Annotated in this window: 19 protein-coding genes; 10 read left to right on the plus strand and 9 right to left on the minus strand. The window is 65.6% G+C overall.

Translation table 11 applies throughout. The features are described 5' to 3' along the window. The first annotated feature begins 48 nt into the window (after positions 1–48). Complete coding sequence (locus AACH32_RS02695) at positions 49–1,197, plus strand: nucleotidyltransferase domain-containing protein (protein WP_338605180.1); 1,149 nt, start codon at positions 49–51, stop codon at positions 1,195–1,197. Between the two features lie 54 nt (positions 1,198–1,251). Next, on the plus strand, positions 1,252–2,130 hold the full coding sequence (locus AACH32_RS02700) for a sulfotransferase domain-containing protein (RefSeq protein WP_338605182.1): 879 nt from the start codon (positions 1,252–1,254) through the stop codon (positions 2,128–2,130). 27 nt (positions 2,131–2,157) lie between these two features. On the opposite strand, the gene AACH32_RS02705 is transcribed toward AACH32_RS02700, so the two are convergent. From AACH32_RS02705 to AACH32_RS02715, 3 genes are all read right to left on the minus strand, one after another. Beyond that, positions 2,158–3,240, minus strand: a complete 1,083-nt coding sequence (locus tag AACH32_RS02705; RefSeq protein WP_338605184.1) for a hypothetical protein — start codon at positions 3,238–3,240, stop codon at positions 2,158–2,160. Between the two features lie 8 nt (positions 3,241–3,248). Then, positions 3,249–3,686 carry a PqqD family protein gene (locus AACH32_RS02710; protein WP_338605185.1) on the minus strand — a complete coding sequence of 146 codons (438 nt, stop codon included), beginning with the start codon at positions 3,684–3,686 and terminating at the stop codon, positions 3,249–3,251. A 362-nt stretch (positions 3,687–4,048) separates the two neighbouring features. Beyond that, positions 4,049–5,158, minus strand: a complete 1,110-nt coding sequence (locus AACH32_RS02715) for a glycosyltransferase family 4 protein (protein WP_338605186.1) — start codon at positions 5,156–5,158, stop codon at positions 4,049–4,051. 87 nt (positions 5,159–5,245) lie between these two features. Between AACH32_RS02715 and AACH32_RS02720 the strand changes: the two genes are divergently transcribed. From AACH32_RS02720 to AACH32_RS02740, 5 genes are read left to right on the plus strand one after another with little or no spacing between them, the layout of a single operon-like run. After that, positions 5,246–6,640, plus strand: coding sequence for a tetratricopeptide repeat protein (locus AACH32_RS02720; RefSeq protein ID WP_338605187.1), 1,395 nt, complete (start codon positions 5,246–5,248; stop codon positions 6,638–6,640). A gap of 2 nt (positions 6,641–6,642) precedes the next feature. Continuing rightward, the gene (locus AACH32_RS02725) at positions 6,643–7,359 is read left to right on the plus strand and encodes a glycosyltransferase family A protein (RefSeq protein WP_338605188.1); all 717 of its coding nucleotides are present in this window, start codon (positions 6,643–6,645) and stop codon (positions 7,357–7,359) included. A 13-nt stretch (positions 7,360–7,372) separates the two neighbouring features. Then, positions 7,373–9,187: an ABC transporter ATP-binding protein gene (locus AACH32_RS02730; RefSeq protein ID WP_338605189.1), complete on the plus strand. Its 1,815-nt coding sequence runs from the start codon at positions 7,373–7,375 to the stop codon at positions 9,185–9,187. Then, on the plus strand, positions 9,188–10,273 hold the full coding sequence (locus AACH32_RS02735) for a nucleotidyltransferase family protein (RefSeq protein WP_338605190.1): 1,086 nt from the start codon (positions 9,188–9,190) through the stop codon (positions 10,271–10,273). A 56-nt stretch (positions 10,274–10,329) separates the two neighbouring features. Continuing rightward, positions 10,330–11,667, plus strand: a complete 1,338-nt coding sequence (locus tag AACH32_RS02740; protein WP_338605191.1) for a hypothetical protein — start codon at positions 10,330–10,332, stop codon at positions 11,665–11,667. A 54-nt stretch (positions 11,668–11,721) separates the two neighbouring features. Here the strand turns inward: AACH32_RS02740 and AACH32_RS02745 are convergent, their stop codons facing one another. Next, positions 11,722–12,174, minus strand: coding sequence for a GNAT family N-acetyltransferase (locus AACH32_RS02745; protein ID WP_338605192.1), 453 nt, complete (start codon positions 12,172–12,174; stop codon positions 11,722–11,724). A 312-nt stretch (positions 12,175–12,486) separates the two neighbouring features. Here AACH32_RS02745 and AACH32_RS02750 point away from each other — a divergent pair, with 312 nt between their 5' ends. The 3 genes from AACH32_RS02750 (at position 12,487) to AACH32_RS02760 (ending at position 15,727) form a co-directional block, all read left to right on the plus strand. Then, positions 12,487–12,954 (plus strand): hypothetical protein, encoded by a 468-nt coding sequence (locus AACH32_RS02750; RefSeq protein ID WP_338605193.1) that lies wholly within the window; start codon positions 12,487–12,489, stop codon positions 12,952–12,954. 143 nt (positions 12,955–13,097) lie between these two features. Beyond that, positions 13,098–14,417 (plus strand): amidohydrolase family protein, encoded by a 1,320-nt coding sequence (locus AACH32_RS02755; protein ID WP_338605194.1) that lies wholly within the window; start codon positions 13,098–13,100, stop codon positions 14,415–14,417. Beyond that, entirely contained in the window at positions 14,417–15,727 is a 1,311-nt protein-coding gene (locus AACH32_RS02760; protein WP_338605195.1) for an amidohydrolase, read from the plus strand. The genes AACH32_RS02755 and AACH32_RS02760 overlap by 1 nt, the downstream gene beginning before the upstream one ends. Before the next feature lies 1 nt (position 15,728). Here AACH32_RS02760 and AACH32_RS02765 read toward each other — a convergent pair whose 3' ends face one another. From AACH32_RS02765 to AACH32_RS02785, 5 genes are all read right to left on the minus strand, one after another. Further along, positions 15,729–17,075 (minus strand): mechanosensitive ion channel family protein, encoded by a 1,347-nt coding sequence (locus AACH32_RS02765; RefSeq protein ID WP_338605196.1) that lies wholly within the window; start codon positions 17,073–17,075, stop codon positions 15,729–15,731. Between the two features lie 83 nt (positions 17,076–17,158). Further along, on the minus strand, positions 17,159–17,620 hold the full coding sequence (locus AACH32_RS02770) for a TIGR00725 family protein (RefSeq protein WP_338605197.1): 462 nt from the start codon (positions 17,618–17,620) through the stop codon (positions 17,159–17,161). Then, entirely contained in the window at positions 17,614–18,222 is a 609-nt protein-coding gene (locus AACH32_RS02775) for a protein-L-isoaspartate(D-aspartate) O-methyltransferase (protein WP_350341556.1), read from the minus strand. The genes AACH32_RS02770 and AACH32_RS02775 overlap by 7 nt, the downstream gene beginning before the upstream one ends. Before the next feature lie 94 nt (positions 18,223–18,316). Beyond that, entirely contained in the window at positions 18,317–19,549 is a 1,233-nt protein-coding gene (locus AACH32_RS02780; RefSeq protein WP_338605199.1) for a metallophosphoesterase family protein, read from the minus strand. Continuing rightward, entirely contained in the window at positions 19,540–21,315 is a 1,776-nt protein-coding gene (locus tag AACH32_RS02785) for an adenine deaminase C-terminal domain-containing protein (RefSeq protein WP_338605200.1), read from the minus strand. Before AACH32_RS02785 ends, AACH32_RS02780 begins: the two co-directional genes overlap by 10 nt. Positions 21,316–21,318: the final 3 nt, after the last annotated feature.

Raw genomic sequence — 21,318 nt, forward strand, 5'->3', positions numbered from 1 at the left:
GCAACGGAAGATTGAACGCACACCAAAAGCCAACGAGGCCGGAATCACTTGACGCCAACCGATGATCTGCTGTCCCTTTGCCGCGCCTGGTTGCATAACGGCGAGGCCCCCGTAGCCCGGATTCAAGACTGGGCCGCCTTGCGCGGCCTGGCCGCCCCCCACCGGCTGCATCCCCTGATCTATCGCCAACTCGCGGTCCAGGCCGAGGAGGTGCCCGCGATCGAGTTGGCTTGGTGGGCCCAAAAGGCCCGCATGATCACCCTGGACAATCTCAAAAGAACCGCTGAGCTGGTGCGGGTGGTGCTGCTCATGCGGGAGCGGGGCCTCGAGCCGGTGCCGGTAAAGGGCCCTTGCCTGTCCCTGGAGCTATACCGCGACGTCTCCTTTAGGGAGTTCAGCGATCTCGACCTGTTGATTCCCCAGGACCAGGCGTTGCCGGCCCTCGCCTGTCTGCACGAGGCGGGTTATGTGATCGACGACGGGACGGATCATCCGCCTGAGGCCCAGCAATGGCCCGCTTACCTCACGGGGCAACGCGGCGAAATTCCCCTGGTCAACCGGGACAACCTGATCCAGGTCGACCTCCACTGGCGCATGCTGTCGTTGATCGCCGGAGGCGACGACGACTGGTCCCTCCGGCTCAGCCCGGAGCCTCTCCAATTGGCCGGGCATGCAATCCCCCGGCTCGCCACCGACTACCTCCTGGTCTACCTGGCCCTGCATGGTTTCAAGCACGGCTGGAATCGCCTGGCCTGGCTGGTGGATCTGGCAATGCTGCTTGTCCGGGCCCCGGACTGGGATCTGGCCGCCCTGCGCGGCTCTTTCTTGGGTGACACCCAGAACATGCTGATTTTCCTGTCATGTCTGTGCCTGGTCGAGTCTCTTTTGGGAGTGCCGCTCAACCCGGGGCTGCAAGAGGATGCCCTCTGCCGAGAGTTGATGCCCAAGGCGCGGGAGTTGGCCCAGGCCGTGGGCCAGGGCATCTACGAAAGCCGGGGGCGCGAACCCGGCCAGGCCAGCCTGCTGAAATATCAACTCATGGCCTGCCCCAACCTGGGGGCCAAGGCGCAATGCCTGATGAGGCTGGCCAACGCCGTGGGATTCGAGGAGGTGCGCACCCTGGGCTTGCCCAAGGGGCTGCGCCTATTGTATTACCCCTATCGCTGGTGCCGCCTGATCGCCAAGCCGTTGCGATAAGCGCTCGGCCCGGCGTATTGGGGCCCGGCATCACCTCCTCCGCGGATATTGGCCATGCATGGAGCCATCCTAGTAGGCACATACCATAAAACCGGTACCGTGTGGCTGCTCTGCGTGTTCAGGGAGTTGGCCCGCAAGCTTTCGGTTCCGTTTTATGATGTCTCCAGCGATTTCATGCCCTCCGAGGAGCAATTGGCGCAAGCGCTCCGTAAGATCGGGGCGGAGCGGATTCCCTGCATTGTTTTCGACGGCCATTGCCGCTTCGTTCCCGGGTCCATCGACGCCGGATGGTTCAAGGGGATCAGGATGATCCGCGACCCCCGGGACGTGGTGGTCTCCAGCGCCAGATATCACGCTTGGTCACGGGAAGAATGGCTCCACCGGCCCAAGGACTCTTTCGGGGGCTTGTCTTACCAGCAACAGCTGAATTCCTATCGGGAGCTGGATGACAAGCTCTTGTTCGAGATGAGGCATTCAGCCAAACACACCATCTTGCAGATGCTCAATTTCCGGGGGGGCGGGGTGTTCGCCACCGTGAGGTACGAGGATCTGATCACCGACTACCGCCTGGAGTTGTGGCACCGGGTGCTGGCCCATCTCGGGCTGAGCGGAGACCTGGTGCCCTTGGCGGACCAGGCCTTTCTGGACAACACCATCTTCGGCAACCAGGGTTTGCTCGAGCAAGAGCACGTGCAAAACGGCAAGCCCCGGCAGTACGAGAAGGTTTTCAGCCAGGCGGTGGCCAAGCGGTTCGCCCAAAGGTTTCCCGGCGTGGCCGCCGACCTGGGCTATCCGGCGCAAGAGGAGCCCTTGAGCCTGGCGGCGCGTTACTACAAGTATGCCAACCGCCACTACTACGACCTGAGCAGGCTGAAGGCTCTCGGGTGGAAGCTGCTGAAAAAGGCGAACCATTGCACTCGGCCCCGCTATTGAGCCGCCCGCTTCGTCCGGCACGCCCGGTTAAGAACTATTGGCTATAAAGCGCCGGATCGTCTCGGCCACCCCGGCCAGGTCGCGGCCCAGCCGCAAGCTGTAACAAGGCACCCTTTGCACCAACTCGGCTATGTTGCGCAGGGACTGTCGGCCGGAACCCGGCAGTTGGAAAATGGTGCTGGGAGCCAGGGCGGCCAAACCGGCGGCTGGGCCGGCAGGCAAGATTTTGGTGTGCTCCTGGTCCATCACCACGGGGATCAGGATCGCCTTGAGGGGGCTCTGGGCAATGATTTGGCCATCGAAATCGCCGTGCAGGAAAAGCATGGCCTTTTCGCTGTCCAGGCGCTCGGCGTTGACCAGGTGGGGCGTCAACTGGGGGAACCTGGCCAAGTCGGCGGGACCCTTGAGCTTGGCCGTATTGTATAGGCTGAACACCCGCGGTTCTTCGCGCGTGTCGATGAGGGTGTAGTCGTCCCCCAAATACTGCAAGCCGGCGTTGAGGCAGGCCAGGCAGGTGGTGGATTTGCCGCTGCCCCCCTTGCCCACGATCAAAACGGACTTGCCGTCCACGCCCACCGCCCCGCCGTGGGCGAACTGATAGCCCTGGCTGGCGGTCCACCAACTCAGGATGCTGCGCATGGGAGAGCCGGTTTCGTGCCAGGGAACCTCGGCGGCGTCGTTGGCCCAATAGATGGCGCGCCGGTTTTTCACGTCTAGCAGACTGAAAATGTTGGGCCCGGGATGGAACGCGGCCATGAAGTCGTCTTCCAGCAGGCCTTTCAACTCGCCGCGCGAGTTCAGGTAGTAGTACCAATGCCAGCTGAAGGTGCGCATCAGGCCTTCCAGGGCCACCATGGGCCGGCTGGTGAGCGACTTCAAGTCCCAGGCCATGATGGTCAATTCCGGCTGGTCCACCGGCGCCACGGCCAGATGTTCCAAGGCCGGGGTGATGAGCGGCTGCAAGGCGTCCCCGGCGAAACACAGCTTGAGCTGGTCCCGGCCGATGGCATAGTGGTGCTCCACCACGCCACGTTCCTCCCGCAGGGCCTCAAAGCCCGCCAGCGCCAGGGCGAACAGCGCGTCGAATTCGTTTTTGGATGAAGCCGCCACCGGATCAGCTAGTTGGCGTCCGAGCCCTTGTTGGGCCATCCGGTGTCATCGACTTCGTGCACCGGATCGATCAACAACAACTCTTGCATGTCGCTGTAGGTCTCTATGGTCGGGGGAGCATAGGCGCTTTCCAGGGACTGGGTGTCCAACGCGAGGCCCGCCGCGTCCTGCCCCGCCTGGCCGTCCTCTATCAGCTCCTCCATGCGCAACCTGGCTATGAAATCGCCAACGTCTTTTTTAAGCTCTTCCACGGACCGGCCATAATGCTCGGCGAGACATTGGGTTATCCGCTCTTCGCCGGCGCCCGTTTCGATTAGCTTCCAGATGGCGGTGCCCACGCCCCGTAGGCTGTAATAATTGCCGGTGGCCAGATGCACGATCACGGTCTCACCGGCGATAGTTTCCGAATGAACGTCGAATCCTTTGATCTGCAAGCTCATAGACATGGGGCATCCTTTTGAAACGTTGTCCAACTGCGTTGCATGGCCCGGCGTCGCTGCCGGGCGGAGCATGGCAACAATCCAGTGTCCACGCCCTCCAATCCGTCAAACGGTTGGGCGGCTCGGAGGCTGATTGGGCAGGCAGATTATCCGCTACGCGGCGAGACGCCAGCTATGCCTCTAAATCGGCCTTGTCGGAAAACAACGGGCCTAAAGGAGGCGGACCAGTAGCCATAATCACTATCAGAATACTTTAGTCGCGCCGGGTTATCCAGAAAAACCGATAGGCTTGTGTAGTGAGGAGCGCCATAAATTGCAGGCTTGGGTGGAGCGCCTTGGCGGTCGGGGATTTTTGCCGCGGGCGGAACTCAACCGGCGAGGCAATCGTCCAATTTGGCCAGGATGATGCGCCAGTCGTAGCGCTGCTCCACCAACTCGCGCCCGCCGTGACGTAGGGCCTCCCGCCTGGGGCGGTCGTCCAGCAGCTCGAGCACCGCCCGGGCAAAGGCCTCCGGCTGATCCTCCACCAGCAAATGCCGCCCGTGGGCCACCTGTAACCCGGCGCAACCCAGGCTGGTGCTCACTACCGGCAGGCCCATGGCCATGGCGTGCAGGATTTTCAGACGGGTTCCGCCCCCCAGGCGCAAGGGCACGACGGTCAGGGCGCATTGTTCGGCCACGCGTTCCATGCTGGGCGGGTTGGAAACCACTTGGATGCCGGGGGCGCCGTGCAAGCGCCTGATCTCCGGCGTGGGGTCGCGGCCCGCGATGATTAACCGCACCCGGCTGTCGGCTTGATGGATAAGGGGCAGGATGCGCTCGGAAAAATACAGGGCCGCGTCGACGTTGGGAAAGTAGCTCATCGAGCCCATGAACAGGATGTCGCGGGAGTTGGCTTGCTCGATCAGCGGGATGGATTCCACGGAGACGCCGTTTTCGATCACCACGGTTTTGCCGCGTTGGCAACGTTCGTCGATTACGGATTTATCCTCCCGGCTTACCGTTAAGCGCAGCGGAAATCTTGGCCAAACCTTATCTTCATAGGCGGCCATATGCATCTTGGCCGCGTATAGTTTCCAGTCAACTATCTTTTGGGGTTTGCCTGTAATATCCGGTGGTGAAACCGCGGCTTGTCCCATGATTTCCGACTCGATATTGTGCTCGGCCAAAACGCTGGGGCCGGCATCGAAAAGCGGCTGATATTGCGAGGTGTATATGTGCTCGAACATTATCGCGTCGTAGGTGTTTTTGGCCGCCCGCACCAAGGCCCTTTCCAGGGACCGGGAACAGTGGTGCAGAACCAGCACCGGCAGGTTGGCATTCTCGCCGGGGGGCGGCTGAAACACCGAACGTACAATTAGGTTAACTTCGCGGCAGTACTTTTGTATACTATCGGCATGCTCGGCTTCGGCGGGCTCGGACAAACAGACCAGGTCCAAATCGTGCCGTTGCCCCAGGTAGCGTATCTCCTCCCACATCCTTATTCTGCCGCCCGAATTGGGAGGATAAGGCAAATAGGGGGCTATCATTAATATTTTCATTTAACGGTCTTGGATGTCTAGCGCATGACGGAGCACAGCAAACGGCCGGACACAATTGAGCACTTATATCACCTCGGCAACATATGGCGTCTGAAGGGAAACATCGCTAACGCGGAGTTGAATTACCAACAGATACTAGCACAGGACCCCACCTTTGTTAAGGCGTATGAAAGGCTGGGTTTGCTGATGCTGGTAAGCGGCCAGGTAAAAAAAGCTCGGGAATATTATGCCCGAGCCCTGGAGTTGGACCCTCAGGATTTTATCGTAAGCAAATATCTCGAATATGTCGACAGCCTGTTGCAATCGAGCCAAGCCAACTCGCAAATGCCCACGGTCACCGGCGGCCGGGAAGACTCACCCAGCAACCCCGCGGGCAAGATATGCCTGGATCAGCGCATTTCCTGGTCCCATCACCGTAGCGGCTGGGGGCCGGCCGTCAAGGCGCTCAGCCCTTTGCACAATGCCAAAGGGGTGATGTTGGACACGGCCATCGAGGCCAATTTCGGTCACAGCCAATGGAAGGATTGGGTGAATCCGCCAGAGGTGCTGGAGCAGATGAAAAAGGACGGCACCTTCCAGGCCCTGGCCACCTCCGAGGAAAAGGGCCTGGTGCCCTACACCGAGCCGTGGGTCGGTTTCATCCACGATCCCCATGAAATGCCCGAGTGGTATGAATATCAATTGGCTCCCCAGAGTATTTTCAAAAAGCCGGTTTGGCGAAAAAGCCTGGACCACTGCCGGGGGCTGTTCACCCTTTCGAGCCATCTGAAAGGCTGGGTCCAACAACAGACCGGCAAACCGGTCTCCAGCCTGTTGCACCCCACCGAGACGCCCGAGGTCCGCTTCGATTTCGGGCGCTTCATGGACAACCGGCAAAAGCTGGTGGTGCAGATCGGCAACTGGCTGCGCAGCCACGTGGCCATCCGGCGCCTGCCGCTAATAAAGGGCAATCCCCTGGGCTACGGGAAAGCCTTCCTGGAGCCGTCGCCCGGTTTTCTGGCCGCCATCGAGGAAATAGTGCGGCGGGAAAAGGCGCATTATGGCGTGGAGATCGAACCGGAGTACGCGGCCAACACCCAGGCCCTGCGGCCCCTGCCCAATGCCGAATACGACGAGCTGCTGGCACAAAACCTGGTGTTTCTCTATCTGTTCGATAGCGCGGCCAACAACACCATAGTAGAGTGCATAGCCCGGGCCACGCCCCTGCTGGTAAACCCCTTGCCGGCGGTGCGGGAGTATCTGGGGGACGCTTATCCGCTGTACTACGACACCCTGGAAGAGGCGGCCCAAAAGGCGCTCGACCTGGAGCTCGTAAAAAAGGCGCACGACTATCTGGCGCACAGCGGGGTGCAAGACAAGATCACCTGGGATTACTTCCTGGACAGCTTTAAAAACAGCGCGGTATACAGGTCGTTATAGCCATGCCTTCCCTAGCTCCTCTCCATGACACCAGCGTGATCATCCCCGCCTACAACGCCGGGAAATACCTGGCCGAGGCCATCGAGAGCGTTCTGGCGCAACAGCCACCGCCCCGGGAGATCATCGTGGTGAACGACGGCTCCACCGACGACACCGCCGCGGTGGCCCGGGGTTTCGAGCAAGTGACCTGCCTCCAGCAGGCCAATCAGGGCATCGCCGGGGCTCGCAACACGGGCATCGGAGCGGCCTCGGGGGAATTCCTGGCCTTTTTGGACGCCGACGACCTCTGGACCTCCGGCAAGCTGCAAGCCCAGTTCGCGGTGCTGGAGCAAAGGCCGGAGGTGGACATGGTCTTCGGCCTGGCGGAGCAGTTCTACAGCCCGGAGATGAGCCAGGTGCCGCAGGAGCCGCCGCCCATACAAAAAGGCATGGTGGCCGGCACCTGCCTGATCCGGCGCGCATCCTTCGAAAAGGTGGGGCTTTTCGACACCAGCTACGACGTGGGCGAGTTCATCGACTGGTACGCCAGGGCCCAGGAGCTGGGCTTGGTCAGCCACCTGGTGCCCCGGGTGCTTTTGCGGCGCCGCCTGCATACCACCAACACCGGCATCTTGCAGGGCGGCAAGCGCGCCGACTACGCGCGCCTGTTGAAGGCCGCCCTGGACCGCCGCCGGGCCCAAGCCGGCGGGCCGGCAACCTCCGACCCGGAAAAGGCTTAGGGCCCGAAACACCATGAACCAACCCGAAGCACAACCCGAGACGCGCAGCATCAAGAGCGCGGTGCTCTGGGCCCTGCGCCGCACCCGGGGCATCGACAAAAGGCTGCTCCTGCTGGTGCTGACCACCGGCCTGGTGCGCAGCCTCATCCCACTGGGCCTGGCCCTGGCCGGGCGGGAGCTCATCAACGCCGTGGCCGCCGGTTCCCTGGAGCGGGCTTGGCCCTGGCTGGTGTTGAGCATGCTCCTGACCATGGTCATGGCGTTAATGGTCTCGGTGTTCAATTTTTGCAGCCAATTGCTCAAGGACAAGCTGGACCTGGAGATCGTCTCCGACGTATTGCGCCGGGTGTCGCTCCTGGAGTTCGCCCTGCTGGAAAACAGGCAGTTCCAGGATGTGCTGCACCAGGTCCGCCAGAGCGCCGGGCTGCATTTTTCCATCTTCATCAACAACACCATCCGGGTGGCCAGCAACGCCTTGATCGCCCTGGGCTTCGTGGTCATCATCACGGCCATCGCCCCGGTCTTTTTCCTGGTGGCGCTGCCGGTGGCCGTGGCCTACCTGTTGTTCAACCTGGTCCTGGCCCGCCGGGGATATCAGGAGGAAAAGGCCAACGTCTCCAAGTGGCGCTGGTCCCACTACTACGTGCGCATGCTGACCGAAGCCTCCTCCGCCTCGGAGATCAGGCTCCTGTCCCTGGGCCGCCTGTGCATCGATCGCTTCCGCGAGCTGGTGCTGGACATCATTGGGCGGCGCAAAGCGGTCTTGCGCCTCCAGTTGATCGGCGAGTTGGGGTTCACAGCCATCTTGGTAGCCGTGGTGTACTACTTCTTGTGGGACGTGGTGCAATACGCCCTGAAGGGCCGCCTCACCATCGGAGACCTGGTTATCTTCGCCGGGGCCGTGACCCAGGTGCGCACGCTGATGCAGGCCTCCATGAGCGGCGTGGGCGAAATGCGCAAGAGCCTCTTCCATATTTCCGCCCTCATGTCCCTGTACGACTACGATCTGAAGCAGGAACCGGACGGCGGCCAGGTTCCGGAGCGCCGCACCGGGCGCATCGAGGTGCAGGGGGTGAGCTTCACCTATCCCGGCGGGGAGCGCCCGGCCCTCTGCGATATCAGCCTGAGCGTAGAACCGGGAGAGACCCTGGCCCTGGTGGGCGAGAACGGTACGGGCAAGTCCACCCTGGTCAAGCTGCTGGGCCGCTTGTACTCACCGGACCAGGGGCGCATCCTGGTGGACGGCCTGGACCTGCGGCTTTGGCGAAGGGACGCGCTGCATCAACGCTTCTCCTTCGCCTTGCAATATTTCGGCCGCTACGAGGCCAGCGCCGCTGAGAACATCGCCTTTGGCAACTGGCTGGAGCTGGGCGGCAACCCCGAGAGGATCGAGCGGGTGGCCCGGGAAACCGGCATCCACGACATGCTCACCAGCCTGCCCAACGGCTACGACACCAAGCTGGGTTGGCTGTTCGGCGAATACTCCCTGTCCGGCGGCCAGTGGCAGCAGATAGCCCTGGCCCGGGCCTTTTGCCGCCAGGACGCCATCCTGGTCTTGGACGAGCCCACCGCCCACCTCGACGCCATGACCGAATACCATATCTTCCAGCGCTTCAGCGAGATGGCCCGCAATCAGACCACCATCTTGATCTCCCACCGCTTCACCACGGTCAGCATGGCCGACCGGATCGCGGTTATGGAGCAGGGACGCATCGTGGAGCTGGGCGGCCACCGGGAGTTGCTGGCCCTGGGCGGGCGCTACGCCCGGATGTACAACCTGCAGGCGTCCCGGTTCATGCAGGACCCCCAGCCTGGGACCCCGGCCTAGATGCACGGGCGGGGCGCTTCGCCGGCGGCGCGGTTGGGGCTCAGCCCCACCCAGGCGCTGCTGCTCCAGGCCTCGCTCCTGACCGGCGACCCGGCCTTGCGGGCCTGGCAAGGCTGGCGCGAGGCGGCCGACATCGAGGTGCTGGAGCCCGGCGCCTATGCGCTGATGCCCAGCCTGTACCAGAACCTGACCCGCCTGGGGGTGGACGACCCTCTGGTATCCATACTCAAGGGGGTTTACAAGAGGACCTGGCTGGTCAACCAGATGGCCTGCAAACGGCTGGGGCAAATCGTGCAGGCCTTCGCCGCCAAGGGCGTGACCGCGCTGCCCCTGGGCGGCCTGGCTGCGCTGCTGACGGCCTACCAAGACCCGGGCCTGCGCCCCCTGAACCGCATGGTCTTGGCCGTGCGGCCTTCCCAACTGCGGGCCGCCGCCCAGGCGGCGCAAGAGCTGGGCTGGCAGCCTCTGAACCAGATCCCCGCAAATTTGCGCTACGGCGGTTCGCTGCAGTTCAAGATGCGCCAAGACCCGGGCCTGGAGTTGCGGTGGCGCTTACTGCCCCATGTTTTTCAGGAAGAGCCGTGCCGGCCGTTGTGGCAAGACGCGCTGCCCCTGGATTTCCAGGGAATGCGTCTAACGGTCATGCAGCACGGCGACGCCTTGTTCCTGGCCCTGGCGGACGGTGGCTGGCGCCGGGACGGGGAGCCGCTGGCCTGGCTGGCCGATGCCTTCCACATGCTCCGTCAAGGCTCCATCGACTGGGAACGGGTGCTGGCCCGGGCCCGGGCCCTCCATTCGGCCAACGCCCTGCGGCCGCCCCTGGAGGGCCTTTGCGATCTTCTGGCGGCTCCGGTGCCCGGCGCGCTCTCGCGGCGGCTGGCTGCCTTGTCTTCGCGGCCATTGGACAAGATTTACTACCAGGCCTACGGCGCCCCGGCCGCGGCCCATGGCGACGAGCGCGGTTTCCGGGAGGTTTTTCTGGGCAAGGTCCGTTTGCACCAGAACCGCCCGCTGTGGTTCGTCTTGCTGACCGCGCTGCGCCAATACGCGCGGAACCTGTGGGCGGGGGCCAAGCGGGGGCGCTGAAACAGGGGCGGCGCGATAAGCGCTTGGGATGGCCTTTGGAGGGGATGATAACGACTATGCCGTGGTTGGAGCAAAACCGGCTGGAGTGGAAAAAGCCGGAGTGGATTTTATTTTTATTCACGTTTTTGATTCTGCTCTGGTTCCCCTTGATGAACGGCTACCCCTTTGTCTACTACGACTCCTGGGGCTATGCCGGGGGGTATCCCGGCACGTCCCGAAGCCCGGTGCTGGGCCTGCTCATGCGTCCGGCGGTGGTGTTGGGCGGCCCTTGGGGATACGCCCTGGTTCAGACCGCCGTCACCGCCTTCGCCCTGGTGTTTTTGGCCAACGTTGTCCTGGGCGGAAAATACAAATACTCCTATTACGCGGCGCTGGTCGTTTCGGGGGTGGGCTTTATCTCCGGCTATCTGATGGCGGACGTGTGGGCCCTGATCGGCTTCATCTGCTTGTTCGCCATGGCCACGGGATTAAGCTATCCCGTCATCGTCGTTTTATTCGCAATCGCCTGTTCGGCGCATTACGGCAACTTCCCCATCTTCCTGGCCACGGCCGGGCTCTTTTTGTTTTTCGCGCGGCAAAAGCTGAAATTCATCACCCTGGTCGCCTGTTGCCTGGTAGGGGCCCTGGCCCTGATATATGCCGGCAACCTGGCCGCCGGCCAGGGGAAAATCAGACCGAGACTGACGGGGTGGATGACGTTGGCCGCCAGAATTTCGACGGACATGCCCGAGCTGATAGATGAAAAATGCGCGCGAGATCCGGACTTCGCGTTTTGCCGGCTAACGAATGAAATCCATGGCTGGAGTGAAAAGAAACGTTACGCCCGGCTGATCTGGGATGGGCGCGAGCAGTTGAACCTGTCCTGGGGAGAGTTTGATCAGGCCTGCAAGGAATTCGTTTTATTCAGCTTGCGAGGCCATTACGGCGATCAGCTTGCCGCGATCGCCCAAGACACCTTTCGCCTGCTTTCCCATTACGACCTGCGCCGCGGGTTGTACCCCAACGAGGGCGCCTGGTTTTTCGAAGCGTTCAAGAAGCACGCGCCGGACGGTTTGCCGCAATATATGAGCTCCTGGCAGCAGACCGGCAAGTTCCTGCCGATTTTCAATAGGCTTAAAAAACCCCTGGCCCTGACCTTCGCGGGTTCCATGTTGCTTTGCCTGGCCTATGTGGTGCGGTATTGGAAAAGACGTGAGCAGGATATAGTCGTCAAACTGGCGGCCTTCGCCCTTATCGCCATCTTGATCAACGCCCTGTTCATAGCCACCGTCAACGGGCCCTTTGTCAGGTTCCAGGCCAGGATCGGGTTCTTGATGTTCTTTCCGGCCGCGATAGTGGCGGCCAAGGCCCTGGCCGGCCTCAGAGCGTTCAAGCTGTTCAAGCGGGCCGGCTGAACCGAGCCTCGCGGCGCGGCCGGAGGGAGGCCGGGGCCCCAACCTGATATTCGGCTACACGCTCCTCTCCAGGTTGATGGTCTGGGAGGGGCCGAAACCGTTAGCGCTGAAGAAATGGAGCAGGCCCGAGTCGTTCCAGCGCACCAGGGTGTGCACCTTTTCCACCCCCAGGCTCTTCATGTGCTCCATGAACTCGCGCATCAGGCGCTCTCCCACGCCCTGTTGCTGGAAGTCGGGGTCCACCCCGATGGTGTCCAGGGTGGCCTCCTCCTGCAGGATGCCGTACTCGCCCAGGTACAGCTCGCCCATGACAAAGCCCGCCACCGTGCCGTCGGCGTTTTCGGCTACCAGGGAGGCGGGCACGTAGTCCTTGGACTTGAACAGCTTGTCGAACTTAAGTTGGTAATATTCCGGACGGGCGGTGCGCATGATCTTGCGGTCTATCTCCACCACGGCGTCGAAATCCTCGGCCCGCATCAACCGAATGCTTAAGGCGTCCTGCTGCATGAGACATCCTTTCACCAGAGGCTGGGCTCACGCCCTGCCGGGGATTGGGGACGCGACAACTTCTGCACGGCCTTTGTTTAATTCTCCCGGTTTTCAAAAATCGATGTCAACGGTCAAGCGCGCAAGGCCTCCACGCGCGGGGGCAGCTCGCACCCAGACGCATGGCCCGGGCTTTTGGCGGGTAAAAGGTGGAGAGGGCCTTAAGGGGGTTGATCTTTGAGCCTGGTTCAACTAAATACCATTGTAACGTTGGCTTAATCGATCATCCCGGTCCGTCTTACCGGCCAGAACCGACAATCCGGAGTCGTTAAAATGAAGAGATTTTCCTTGGCCCTAGGTTTGCTTGCCATTTTTTGCCTTGTCGCCATCGGCGCGGCCGGCACCGCCTTTGCCGGGACCTCCATCAAGGTGGTCAACAACACTACCTACTCCGACATCAACTTCGGTTTTGCCAGCTACAAGATCGTCAACGGCTCCAGCACCCGCCAGGGCAGCGGCGCCACCACCGACATCGGCGCCAGCGGGGTCTACACCGACTTCCCGCCGCTGGGCAAAGGCGATCATTTCTACCTGGACCGGGGGCTCAGGATCACCAGCCCGGATCGCTACATGACCTCCGACGGCAGCGACACCTGCAACGCCTCAGGGTTCTCCCAGGGCCTTTCCTCGGTGCTCGGCCGCAACTACATGCAAGCGGGCGACAGCATCACCGTGACCGTTACCCGCAAGAAGGGGGTCATCCCGGGCATCTACGACGCCATTTGCGCCTATTCCCGCTAATCACTTTTGCCCCCGGCCGTTGGCCCCGGGCCGCCCTTGGGAGCCGGGAACGGGCGATGCAGGCCGGTGCGCCGCCATCGCCCGCTCCCGGCTCTTGTGCTACCTTATAGGGCCAGCCAATCTTGCAAGCGGGAGCCGGGCAGGTGGAAGAACTTTGCATTACGGGCGGCACCGTCCTGACCATGGACGAGGCGGGCTCGCTCATCCCGGACGGCGCGCTGCTCATCCGACAGGGGCGCATCGCCTATTGCGGCCCCACCGCCGCGCTGCCGCCCGCCGCCGACTCGACGCGGCGGGTCTTGCGGGCCCGCGGCGGGCTGATCATGCCGGGGCTCATCAACGCCCACACCCACGCGGCCATGACCCTGATGCGCGGCCTGGCCGACGACCTGCCCCTGGACACCTGGCTTAACGAGCACATCTTCCCGGCCGAGAAGAACCTCACCCCCCAGGCGGTGTACTGGGGAGCCATGCTGGGGTGCCTGGAGATGATCCGCTCGGGCATCACCGCCTTTTGCGACATGTACCTATTCGCCCGTCAGGTGGCCCGGGCGGCCGACGACGCGGGACTCAGGGCGGTGCTGGGCGAGGTGCTCTACGACTTCGACTCCCCCTCCTACGGCCAAATCGACAACGGCCTGGCCCTCACCCGGGATTTCATCGCCGAACTGGCCCCCCACCCCCGCCTGAGCGCTGCGGTGATGCCCCACGCGCTCTACACCTGCTCGCGCGGGCTGATGGAGCGGGCCGGGGCCCTCAGCGCCGAGACCGGGGCCTGCCTGGACATCCACCTGGCCGAAAACCGGGAGGAGACCGCCCAGGTGCAAAAGATGTGGGGCGCCCGGCCCCTGGCGGTTTTGGAAGACCTGGGGCTGGTCAACGAGCGCCTGTGGATCGACCATGGGGTGGATCTGAACCAGGCGGAGATTGAGCGCCTGGCCCAGGCCGGGGCCCGGGTGGCTCATTGCCCCGAGTCCAACATGAAGCTGGCCAGCGGGGTGGCCCCCTTGCCGGCCATGCTGGCCGCCGGGGTCAAGGTGGGCCTGGGCACCGACGGCTGCGCCAGCAACAACGACCAGGACCTTTTCGGGGAGATGGACTCCTGCGCCAAGCTGGCCAAGGCCGCCAACCTGGACCCCACCGCGGCCCCGGCCGAGGCGGTGGTGGGCCTGTGCACCAGCCGGGGCGCGGTCGCCTTCGGCCTGCCCGGCGAGCTGGGGGTGCTGCGGCCCGGCGCCCTGGCCGACGTCATCGTGCTGGACACCGACCGCCCCCATCTCACCCCCATGTACAACCCGCTGAGCCACCTGGTCTACGCGGCGCGCGGCTCCGACGTCGTGCACACTGTGTGTCACGGACGGGTGCTCATGGCCGAGGGGGTGGTGGAGGTCATGGACCAAGAGGAGGTGGTGGCCAAGGCCAGGCAGCAAGCGATGGCCCTCACCGGGCGGGAGGTGCTGTGATGCCCGCCGAGCTGGTCATCACCGGCGGGCCCCTGTGGGCCGGGCCGGGGCGCTTTTGGCCCCAGGGCGCGGTGGTGGCCGTGGATGGGGTGATCGTCTACGCCGGCCCGGCCGAGGCCGCGCCCGCGCCACCGGGGGCCCGGGTGGTGGCGGCCCAGGGCGGGCTGATCCTGCCCGGCCTGGTCAACGCCCACTGCCACGGGGCCATGGTGCTGTTTCGCGGACTGGCCGACGACCTGCCCCTGCGCGTCTGGCTTCAGGAACACATGTTCCCGGCCGAGGCCCGCTGGGTGAGCCAGGAGATGACCGAGCTGTGCTCCCGCCTGGCCGCGGCCGAGATGCTGCTCTCGGGCACCACCACGGTGGGCGACTCCTACTTCTGCCTGGACGGCGCGGCCCAGGCCTACGCGGCGGCGGGCATCCGGGCGGCCCTTTATCAGGGGGTCATCGACTTCCCCGCCCCCGGCGTGCCCGATCCGGCGGACAACCTGGCCACGGCCCGGCGCTTCGTGGAGCGCTGGCAGGGTCACGGCCCCCTCATCAGCGCGGGCGTCTTCGCCCACAGCACCTACACCTGCTCCGAGGCCACGCTAAGGGGAGTGGCCGAGGCGGCCCGGGAGCTGGGCTGCCTGTGGCACACCCATCTGGCCGAGACCTCCGAGGAGGTGGCCAACTGCGTTCAGGCCCACGGCGTCTCGCCCGTGGCCTATCTGGAGCGGCTGGGTTTGCTGGAGCGCCTGGGCACGGCGGTGCACGCGGTGTGGCTGCAACCGGGCGAGGCCGAACTGCTGGCCCGGCGCGGCGTGGCCGTGGCCGCCTGCCCCGGCTCCAACAGCAAGCTGGGTTCGGGCTGGGCCGATGTGCCCGCCCTGTTGGCCGCCGGGACGGCGGTGGGCCTGGGCACCGACGGCGCGGCCTCCAACAACAACCTGGATCTCTTTGGTGAGATCGGCCTGGCCGCCCGTTTGGCCAAGGTGAAAACCGGCGATCCCGCCGCCCTGCCCGCCGAGGCGGCCCTGGACCTGGCCCTGCGCGGCGGGGCCGCCTGCCTGGGGCTGACGGGCGTGGTGGGCCGCCTGGAGCCGGGCTATGCCTGCGACGCGGTGGTAATGGATCTGGGCGACCCCCGCCTTACCCCCTGCTATGACGCCGCCAGCCATTTGGTGTACGCGGCCAGCGGCGGCGAGGTGCGCCAGGTGGTGGTGAACGGCCGCCAGGTGGTGGGGGACGGCGAGCTGCTCACCCTGGACGTGGCCGAGGTGATGGCCAAGGTGCGGGAGCTGGCGGCCCGGGTGGGGGCGGCCGTCTGAGCTAGGACGCCTCTTCCGCCGCCCGACTCTTGATACGCACCTCTTGCTGGGGCATGGGAATCTCCACCCCGTTTTTCTCGAAAAGCTTGAGCACCCTTTTGAGCACCTCGGTGGTGACGTTGGACACGCCGTGCTCGGGGTCGGTTATCCAAAAGCGCAACGACAGGTTGATGGCGAATTCTCCCAGGCCCACCAGGCGGCAGCCCGGGGGCGGGCTTTTCAGGATGCGCGGCACGTCGGCCGCCGCCTGCTCGGCCAGGGACATGGCCAAATCCACGTCGCTGCCAAAGGCGATGCCGATGGGCACCTTGATGCGCACCTCCCGCGAGGAGTAGGAGCAGTTGATCACCTGGCGGGAGATGAGATCTTCGTTGGGGATCAGGAATTCCTGGCCGTCGCGGGTGACCACCGAGGCGTAGCGGGCCCTAAGCGAGGTGACCTCGCCGAACACCTCGCCCACCCAGATGACGTCGCCCGGCCGGATGGACTTGTCCACCATGATGATCACCCCGCTGATCAGGTTGCTGAACACGGTGCGCAGCCCGATGCCCAGGCCGAAGCCCAGGGCCCCGGAGAACACCGTGAGCATGTCCATGTCCACCCCGATGATCTCCAGGGACAGGATGCCCACCACCAGCACCAGCACGGTCTTGCCCAACAGGCCGATCAGGGCCCGGGTGGAGGCCTCCAGCTCGCCGCTGGCCGCCAGGCGATTCTCCATGAAGGTGCCCGCCCGGATGCCCAGGCGCAAGAGGATGGTGAAGAACAGCAGGGACTCCAAGAGATCCAGCAGGGAGAGCTTGAGGCTGCCCACGGTCATCTTCATGGCGTCCAGCAGCCGCACCACCTCGCCCAGCAGGCCGAAGATGCTCAGCGCTGCGATGGCCCAGATGAACATGGCGAAAACGCGGGCCCAGAACGGCTTGAACAGGGCGGTGGTCACCAGGCGGATGAGCACCCAGGCCCCTACCGCGTTGGCGAACAGGGTCAACAGGTCGTTGTCCATGCCCGCGGCGGAGGACAGGAGGTACAGGGGCCACAGGAAGACCAGGGAGATGACCGGGTCCAGCAAGCGCAACAGGTCGCGCCGCCATTGGGCCCGGCGGCCGCCCCGCTCCATGACCTCGGCCCAGCGCGGGGCCAGCACGGCGCGCAGCCGGCGAGCCAGGAGCCAGGAAACCCCGAAGACCGCGGCCAGCACCGCCAGCTCGTAAAGGGTGTCCACCTCCAGCAGGTCCTGGGTCACCCAGTCGCGCGATTTTTCCCAAACCAGCTTGAGCTTGTCGAACAGGTGCAGCTTGGCCAGGATCAGATCCCAGTCGTCCTGGGTGTTGTGCGCATTGGTCATGGCGGCGGCCTCGTGTGAATGAAAAACCGCCGTCAGCATGGCACGAAAGGCGGGGCCTCGTCAACGAGGCCGCCGGGGCGGGGCTAGGCGGCCGTCAACTCCAGGATCATGCCCACCGCCTGCTCGGGGCTTTCGGCTTGGGGCACTCCCGCCACCTCCCAGGAGCCCAGGCTCACCACCGGGCGGCCCGCCTTGAGGGCGTGGCCGATCTCGCTCAGGGTGCCGCCCCCGCCGCCCACGGCGATGGCCCCTTGCCCGGCCAACACCACCAGGGCGTTGCGCGCCTGGCCCAGGCCGGTGGGCAGGATCACTTGCACCCAGGGGTTGGCCGCCTGGCGCTCGGTGCCGGGCAGCAGCCCCACGGTGAGGCCCCCGGCCGAGGCGCAGCCCCGGCAGGCCTCGGCCATCACCCCGGACAGCCCGCCGCACACCACTCCCCAACCGGCGCGGGCCAATAGCTCGCCCACCCGAAAGGCGTGTTCCTTTTGCCTCTGGTCGGCCTGCCCGGCCCCGATCACGCTGATGAGCCGGGCCGCCTCTACCATCCGTATTCCCCCACCAGGTCCACGAAGCGGCAACCGCCCAGGTCTTCCTGAAGCACCTTGTCGCCCCGGCGGGTGAGGCGCAGGAGGCTTTGCTCCCCCCGCTGGCCCACCGGCACCACCAGGCGGCCGCCTTCGGTCAACTGCTCCACCAGGGGGCGGGGGGTCACCGGGGCCCCGGCGGTGACGATGATGGCGTCGTAGGGGGCCTCCTCGGGCCAGCCCTTGGTGCCGTCGCCCACGAGGAGGTTCACGTTGAAGATCTTGAGCTCCTCCAGCACCGTCTGGGCCTTGCGGCTCAGCTCGGGCAGGCGCTCCACCGAGAAAACCCAGTCGGCCAGCTTGGCCAGGATGGCGGTCTGATAGCCGCTGCCCGTGCCGATTTCCAACACCTTTTCGCGGCCGGTGAGCCCCAGGGCGTCGGTCATCAGGGCCACTATGAAGGGCTGGCTGATGGTCTGGCCGCCGCCGATGGGCAGGGGATGGTCTTCGTAGGCCCGCCGCCACAGCGCCTGCTCCATGAACAGGTGCCGGGGAATCTCCTGCATCACCGTGAGCAGGCGCTGGTCCCGCACCCCCCGCGCGGCGATCTGGTCCTGCACCATGCGGCGGCGGCGCACCGCGAAGTCGTTAACTCCAGCCAATAGTCTGACCTCCGATGGCTCAATCTAGCAAAAATCGTGGGTGTTCGGCCATGGCCTAGGGCCGGGGCTGCGCGGGAGGGGTGATGACCACCTGGCCGAGCTCCAGGCTCCAGCCCGCCGGGCCGCGCCGCAGCGCGCCGCGCATATAGGCCGGGGGAAAGCCGATCGGCCCGTAGTTCATGTCCCCCTGCCACCAGCGGCCGCACAGGGCCGGGGCGCCCCACAGGGGCACCGTTGCTTGGCGCCCCAAGAGGGCCGAGCGGTTGGCGGCGTGCAGATGGCCGCTGAGCAGGCCCACCAGGGGCCGGGCGGCCAACAGGGTCATGGCCCGCACCCCGTTCTGGTCCACGTTGCGCAGGCCCAGGCCGGTGGGGCCGGGGGCTCGCACCAAGGAGCCCTTGCGCAGGGGGTTGACCCCGGCCAGGGGTGAGGCCAGGGGATAGTGGCTGCCCACCAAAAGGGGAGTTTCGGGGGGCAGCAGGGCCAGCGCCGCCTTGAGCCAGTCCAGGGCCTCCTGGGGCAGGATGCCGCAGGGGCGGGGGGTGCCGTCCTGGCGGGTGGAGATGCCGGTATTGTCCAGAAGCAGCACGGCCACCGGCCCCGCGAAACTCAGGCTGCGCACCGGGCCCAGGAACTCGCGCCACAGGGAGTAGTCCACCCCATGGGGGCCGTAGCGCACGTCGTGGTTGCCGGGGCAGGCCCGCCAGGGAGCGGGCAGCAAGGCCGCCGCCCGCCGGGCCAGGCCCATCTGGGCGCGGCCGTAGGCAGGCTGGCCCTTTTCGGCGTCCATGGCCAGATCGCCCAGCACCAGGGTAAGGGCCGGGCGCAGGGCCTTTAGCTCGGCCATGGTCTTTTGCCAGGCCCGCAGGGGCACGGTGGGGTCCAACTTGCCCGACCAGGTGGGCGCGGCCGAGGCGTCGTAGAGATGGGGATCGCTGAGCACCACCAGGGGCAGGCTCTCCGCGCCGCCGGGCTTGGCGGGCCCCAAACGGAACTCGCCGATTTGGGCCGCCTGTTCGGCGGGCCACCACCAGCGGGGGCCGTCGCCGTGGCCCGGCGGGGCGGTGAGGGCCACCACCCGGCCCGCCTGACTTTCCAGGAGGAAGGCGCCGTCCGGGGCGCTTTGGGTGATGCCCACCCCGTCGCTGACATAGGCCCCGGCCAGGGGATGTCCCCCGGCGTCCAAGACCCGGCCCCGCACGGTAAGGGCTTCGACGGGCGCGGCGGCCGCCAGGAGCAGCAGCAGGGCCAGGAGCGGCCCCAGGGTCCGGCCGGGCCTCAGGCGCATGATTTGACCACCTCCACGAAGGCGCCGCCCCGAATGTCCACCAGGCCCTTGTCGGTGAGGCGGATGAAGGGCAGACCGGTGAAGCAAAAGGTCTGGGCGGTCAAAAAGGGCCGGGCCAGGGGGCAGCCCAGCCGCTTGAGCGCCGCGCGGCAGGCGTCGGCCTGGCGTTCGATCTCGGCAAAGGGCTCGGTGGAGAGGATGCCCGCCACCGGCAGGGGCAGGGCGGCCACCACCTCGTCGCCCTGGGCCACGGCCCAGCCGCCGCCCATGGCCCGCACCGCCTCGGCGGCCACGGCCATCTCGGTTTCGCTGGCCCCGGCCACGAAGAGGTTGGTGGTGTCCCAGATGATGGTGCTGGCCAGGGCCCCCTGGGTGAGCCCCCATCCGCTGGCAAAGCCCACGGACATCTTGAGTTCGGAGCTCTGGCGGTTGATGTGGGCGATTTTTATCACCCCCTGGGCCGGGTCGGGCCGCACGTTGCCCTGCTCGATGGGCAGAGTGGCCTCGCCTTCCCGGGTGATGGTGGCGTTCTGGGCCTCCACCACCCGCACCACCGCTTGCCTGCCCTGGGCGCTTACCGCGAAGTCGGCGGGGGTCAGGGCGGGGCAGCGCATGGTGCGCCGCGCCTCGGGGGGATAGGCGAAGGCGGGGGCGGGCACGGTCAGCTTGCCCTCGCGGGCCACCAGGAGACCCTCCAGCCACACCGCGTGAGCCCTAAATTCCCGGAGGTCGTTCACCAGCACCAGGTCGGCCACCCAGCCGGGGGCCACCGCGCCCAAACGGTCCAGGCCGAAGTAGCGGGCCGGGTTGAGGCTGCACCAGGCCACGGCCCGGGCGGGCTCCACCCCCAGGGCCACCGCCCGCGACAGCAGGGGGTTCATGGCCCCCCAGGTCATCAGCTCATTGAAATCGGCCAGGTCGGTGACCAGCATCACCTGGCCGCTCTCGGGCAGCGCGGCCAGGGTGGGCACCACCTCGGCCATCTCCTTGCGCACGAAGCCCTCGCGCACCTGCACCGCCAGGCCCAGGGCCAGGCGCTCGGCCGCGTCCTCGCCGGTGACCGATTCGTGGCAACTGGTGGTGCCGGCGGCGGCGTAGGCCATGAGCTTGGCCCCCCGCGCCCCGGCGGCGTGGCCCTCCAGGCGCTTGTGCCGGGCCATGGCCTGGGCGTAGTTGGTGGCGGCCCGCTCTTCGCCCCCGGTTATGGCTGGCCAATAGGTCTCGCCCACCCCCAGACAGGCGGGGTGGTCCAGGACCTCGCTGAAGCCTTGCCGGTCCAACCCGGCGCTGGTCTCCCATTGGGGGAAGGGCGGGGACAGGGGCGGCACGGTGAGGAAAATCCGCTGGGGCGAGGCCTGGGCGGCCTGGATGAAGTGCCTGATTCCCTCGATGCCCCAGGCCCCGGCCATCATGCCCATCTCGCTGACGGCGGTGGTGTTGCCGCCGGCCAGGGCCAGCTCGGCAAAGGGCCCCAGCTCGAAGATGGAGTCCAGGTGAGTGTGGGCGTCCACCAGGCCGGGGATCAGGTAGCGCTCCTCGGCGTCGAACACCTGGGTGTCCGGCCCCAGCCAGGCGGGGGCTTCCTCGCCCAGGGCGGTCACCCGTCCCTGGGCCAGGGCCACGCTCAGGGGTTCGCTGATGCTGTAATCAAAGACGTTGACCACCCTGGCGCGGCGAATGATGGTGTCCGCCGGTTGTTTTCCCAAGGCCACCTGGGCCAGGCGGATCACCTCGGCGGGCTCCAGCTCTCGCGGGTGGAAGGCCATGGA

Source organism: Desulfoferula mesophila, from assembly GCF_037076455.1.
Taxonomy (GTDB): domain Bacteria; phylum Desulfobacterota; class Desulfarculia; order Desulfarculales; family Desulfarculaceae; genus Desulfoferula; species Desulfoferula mesophila.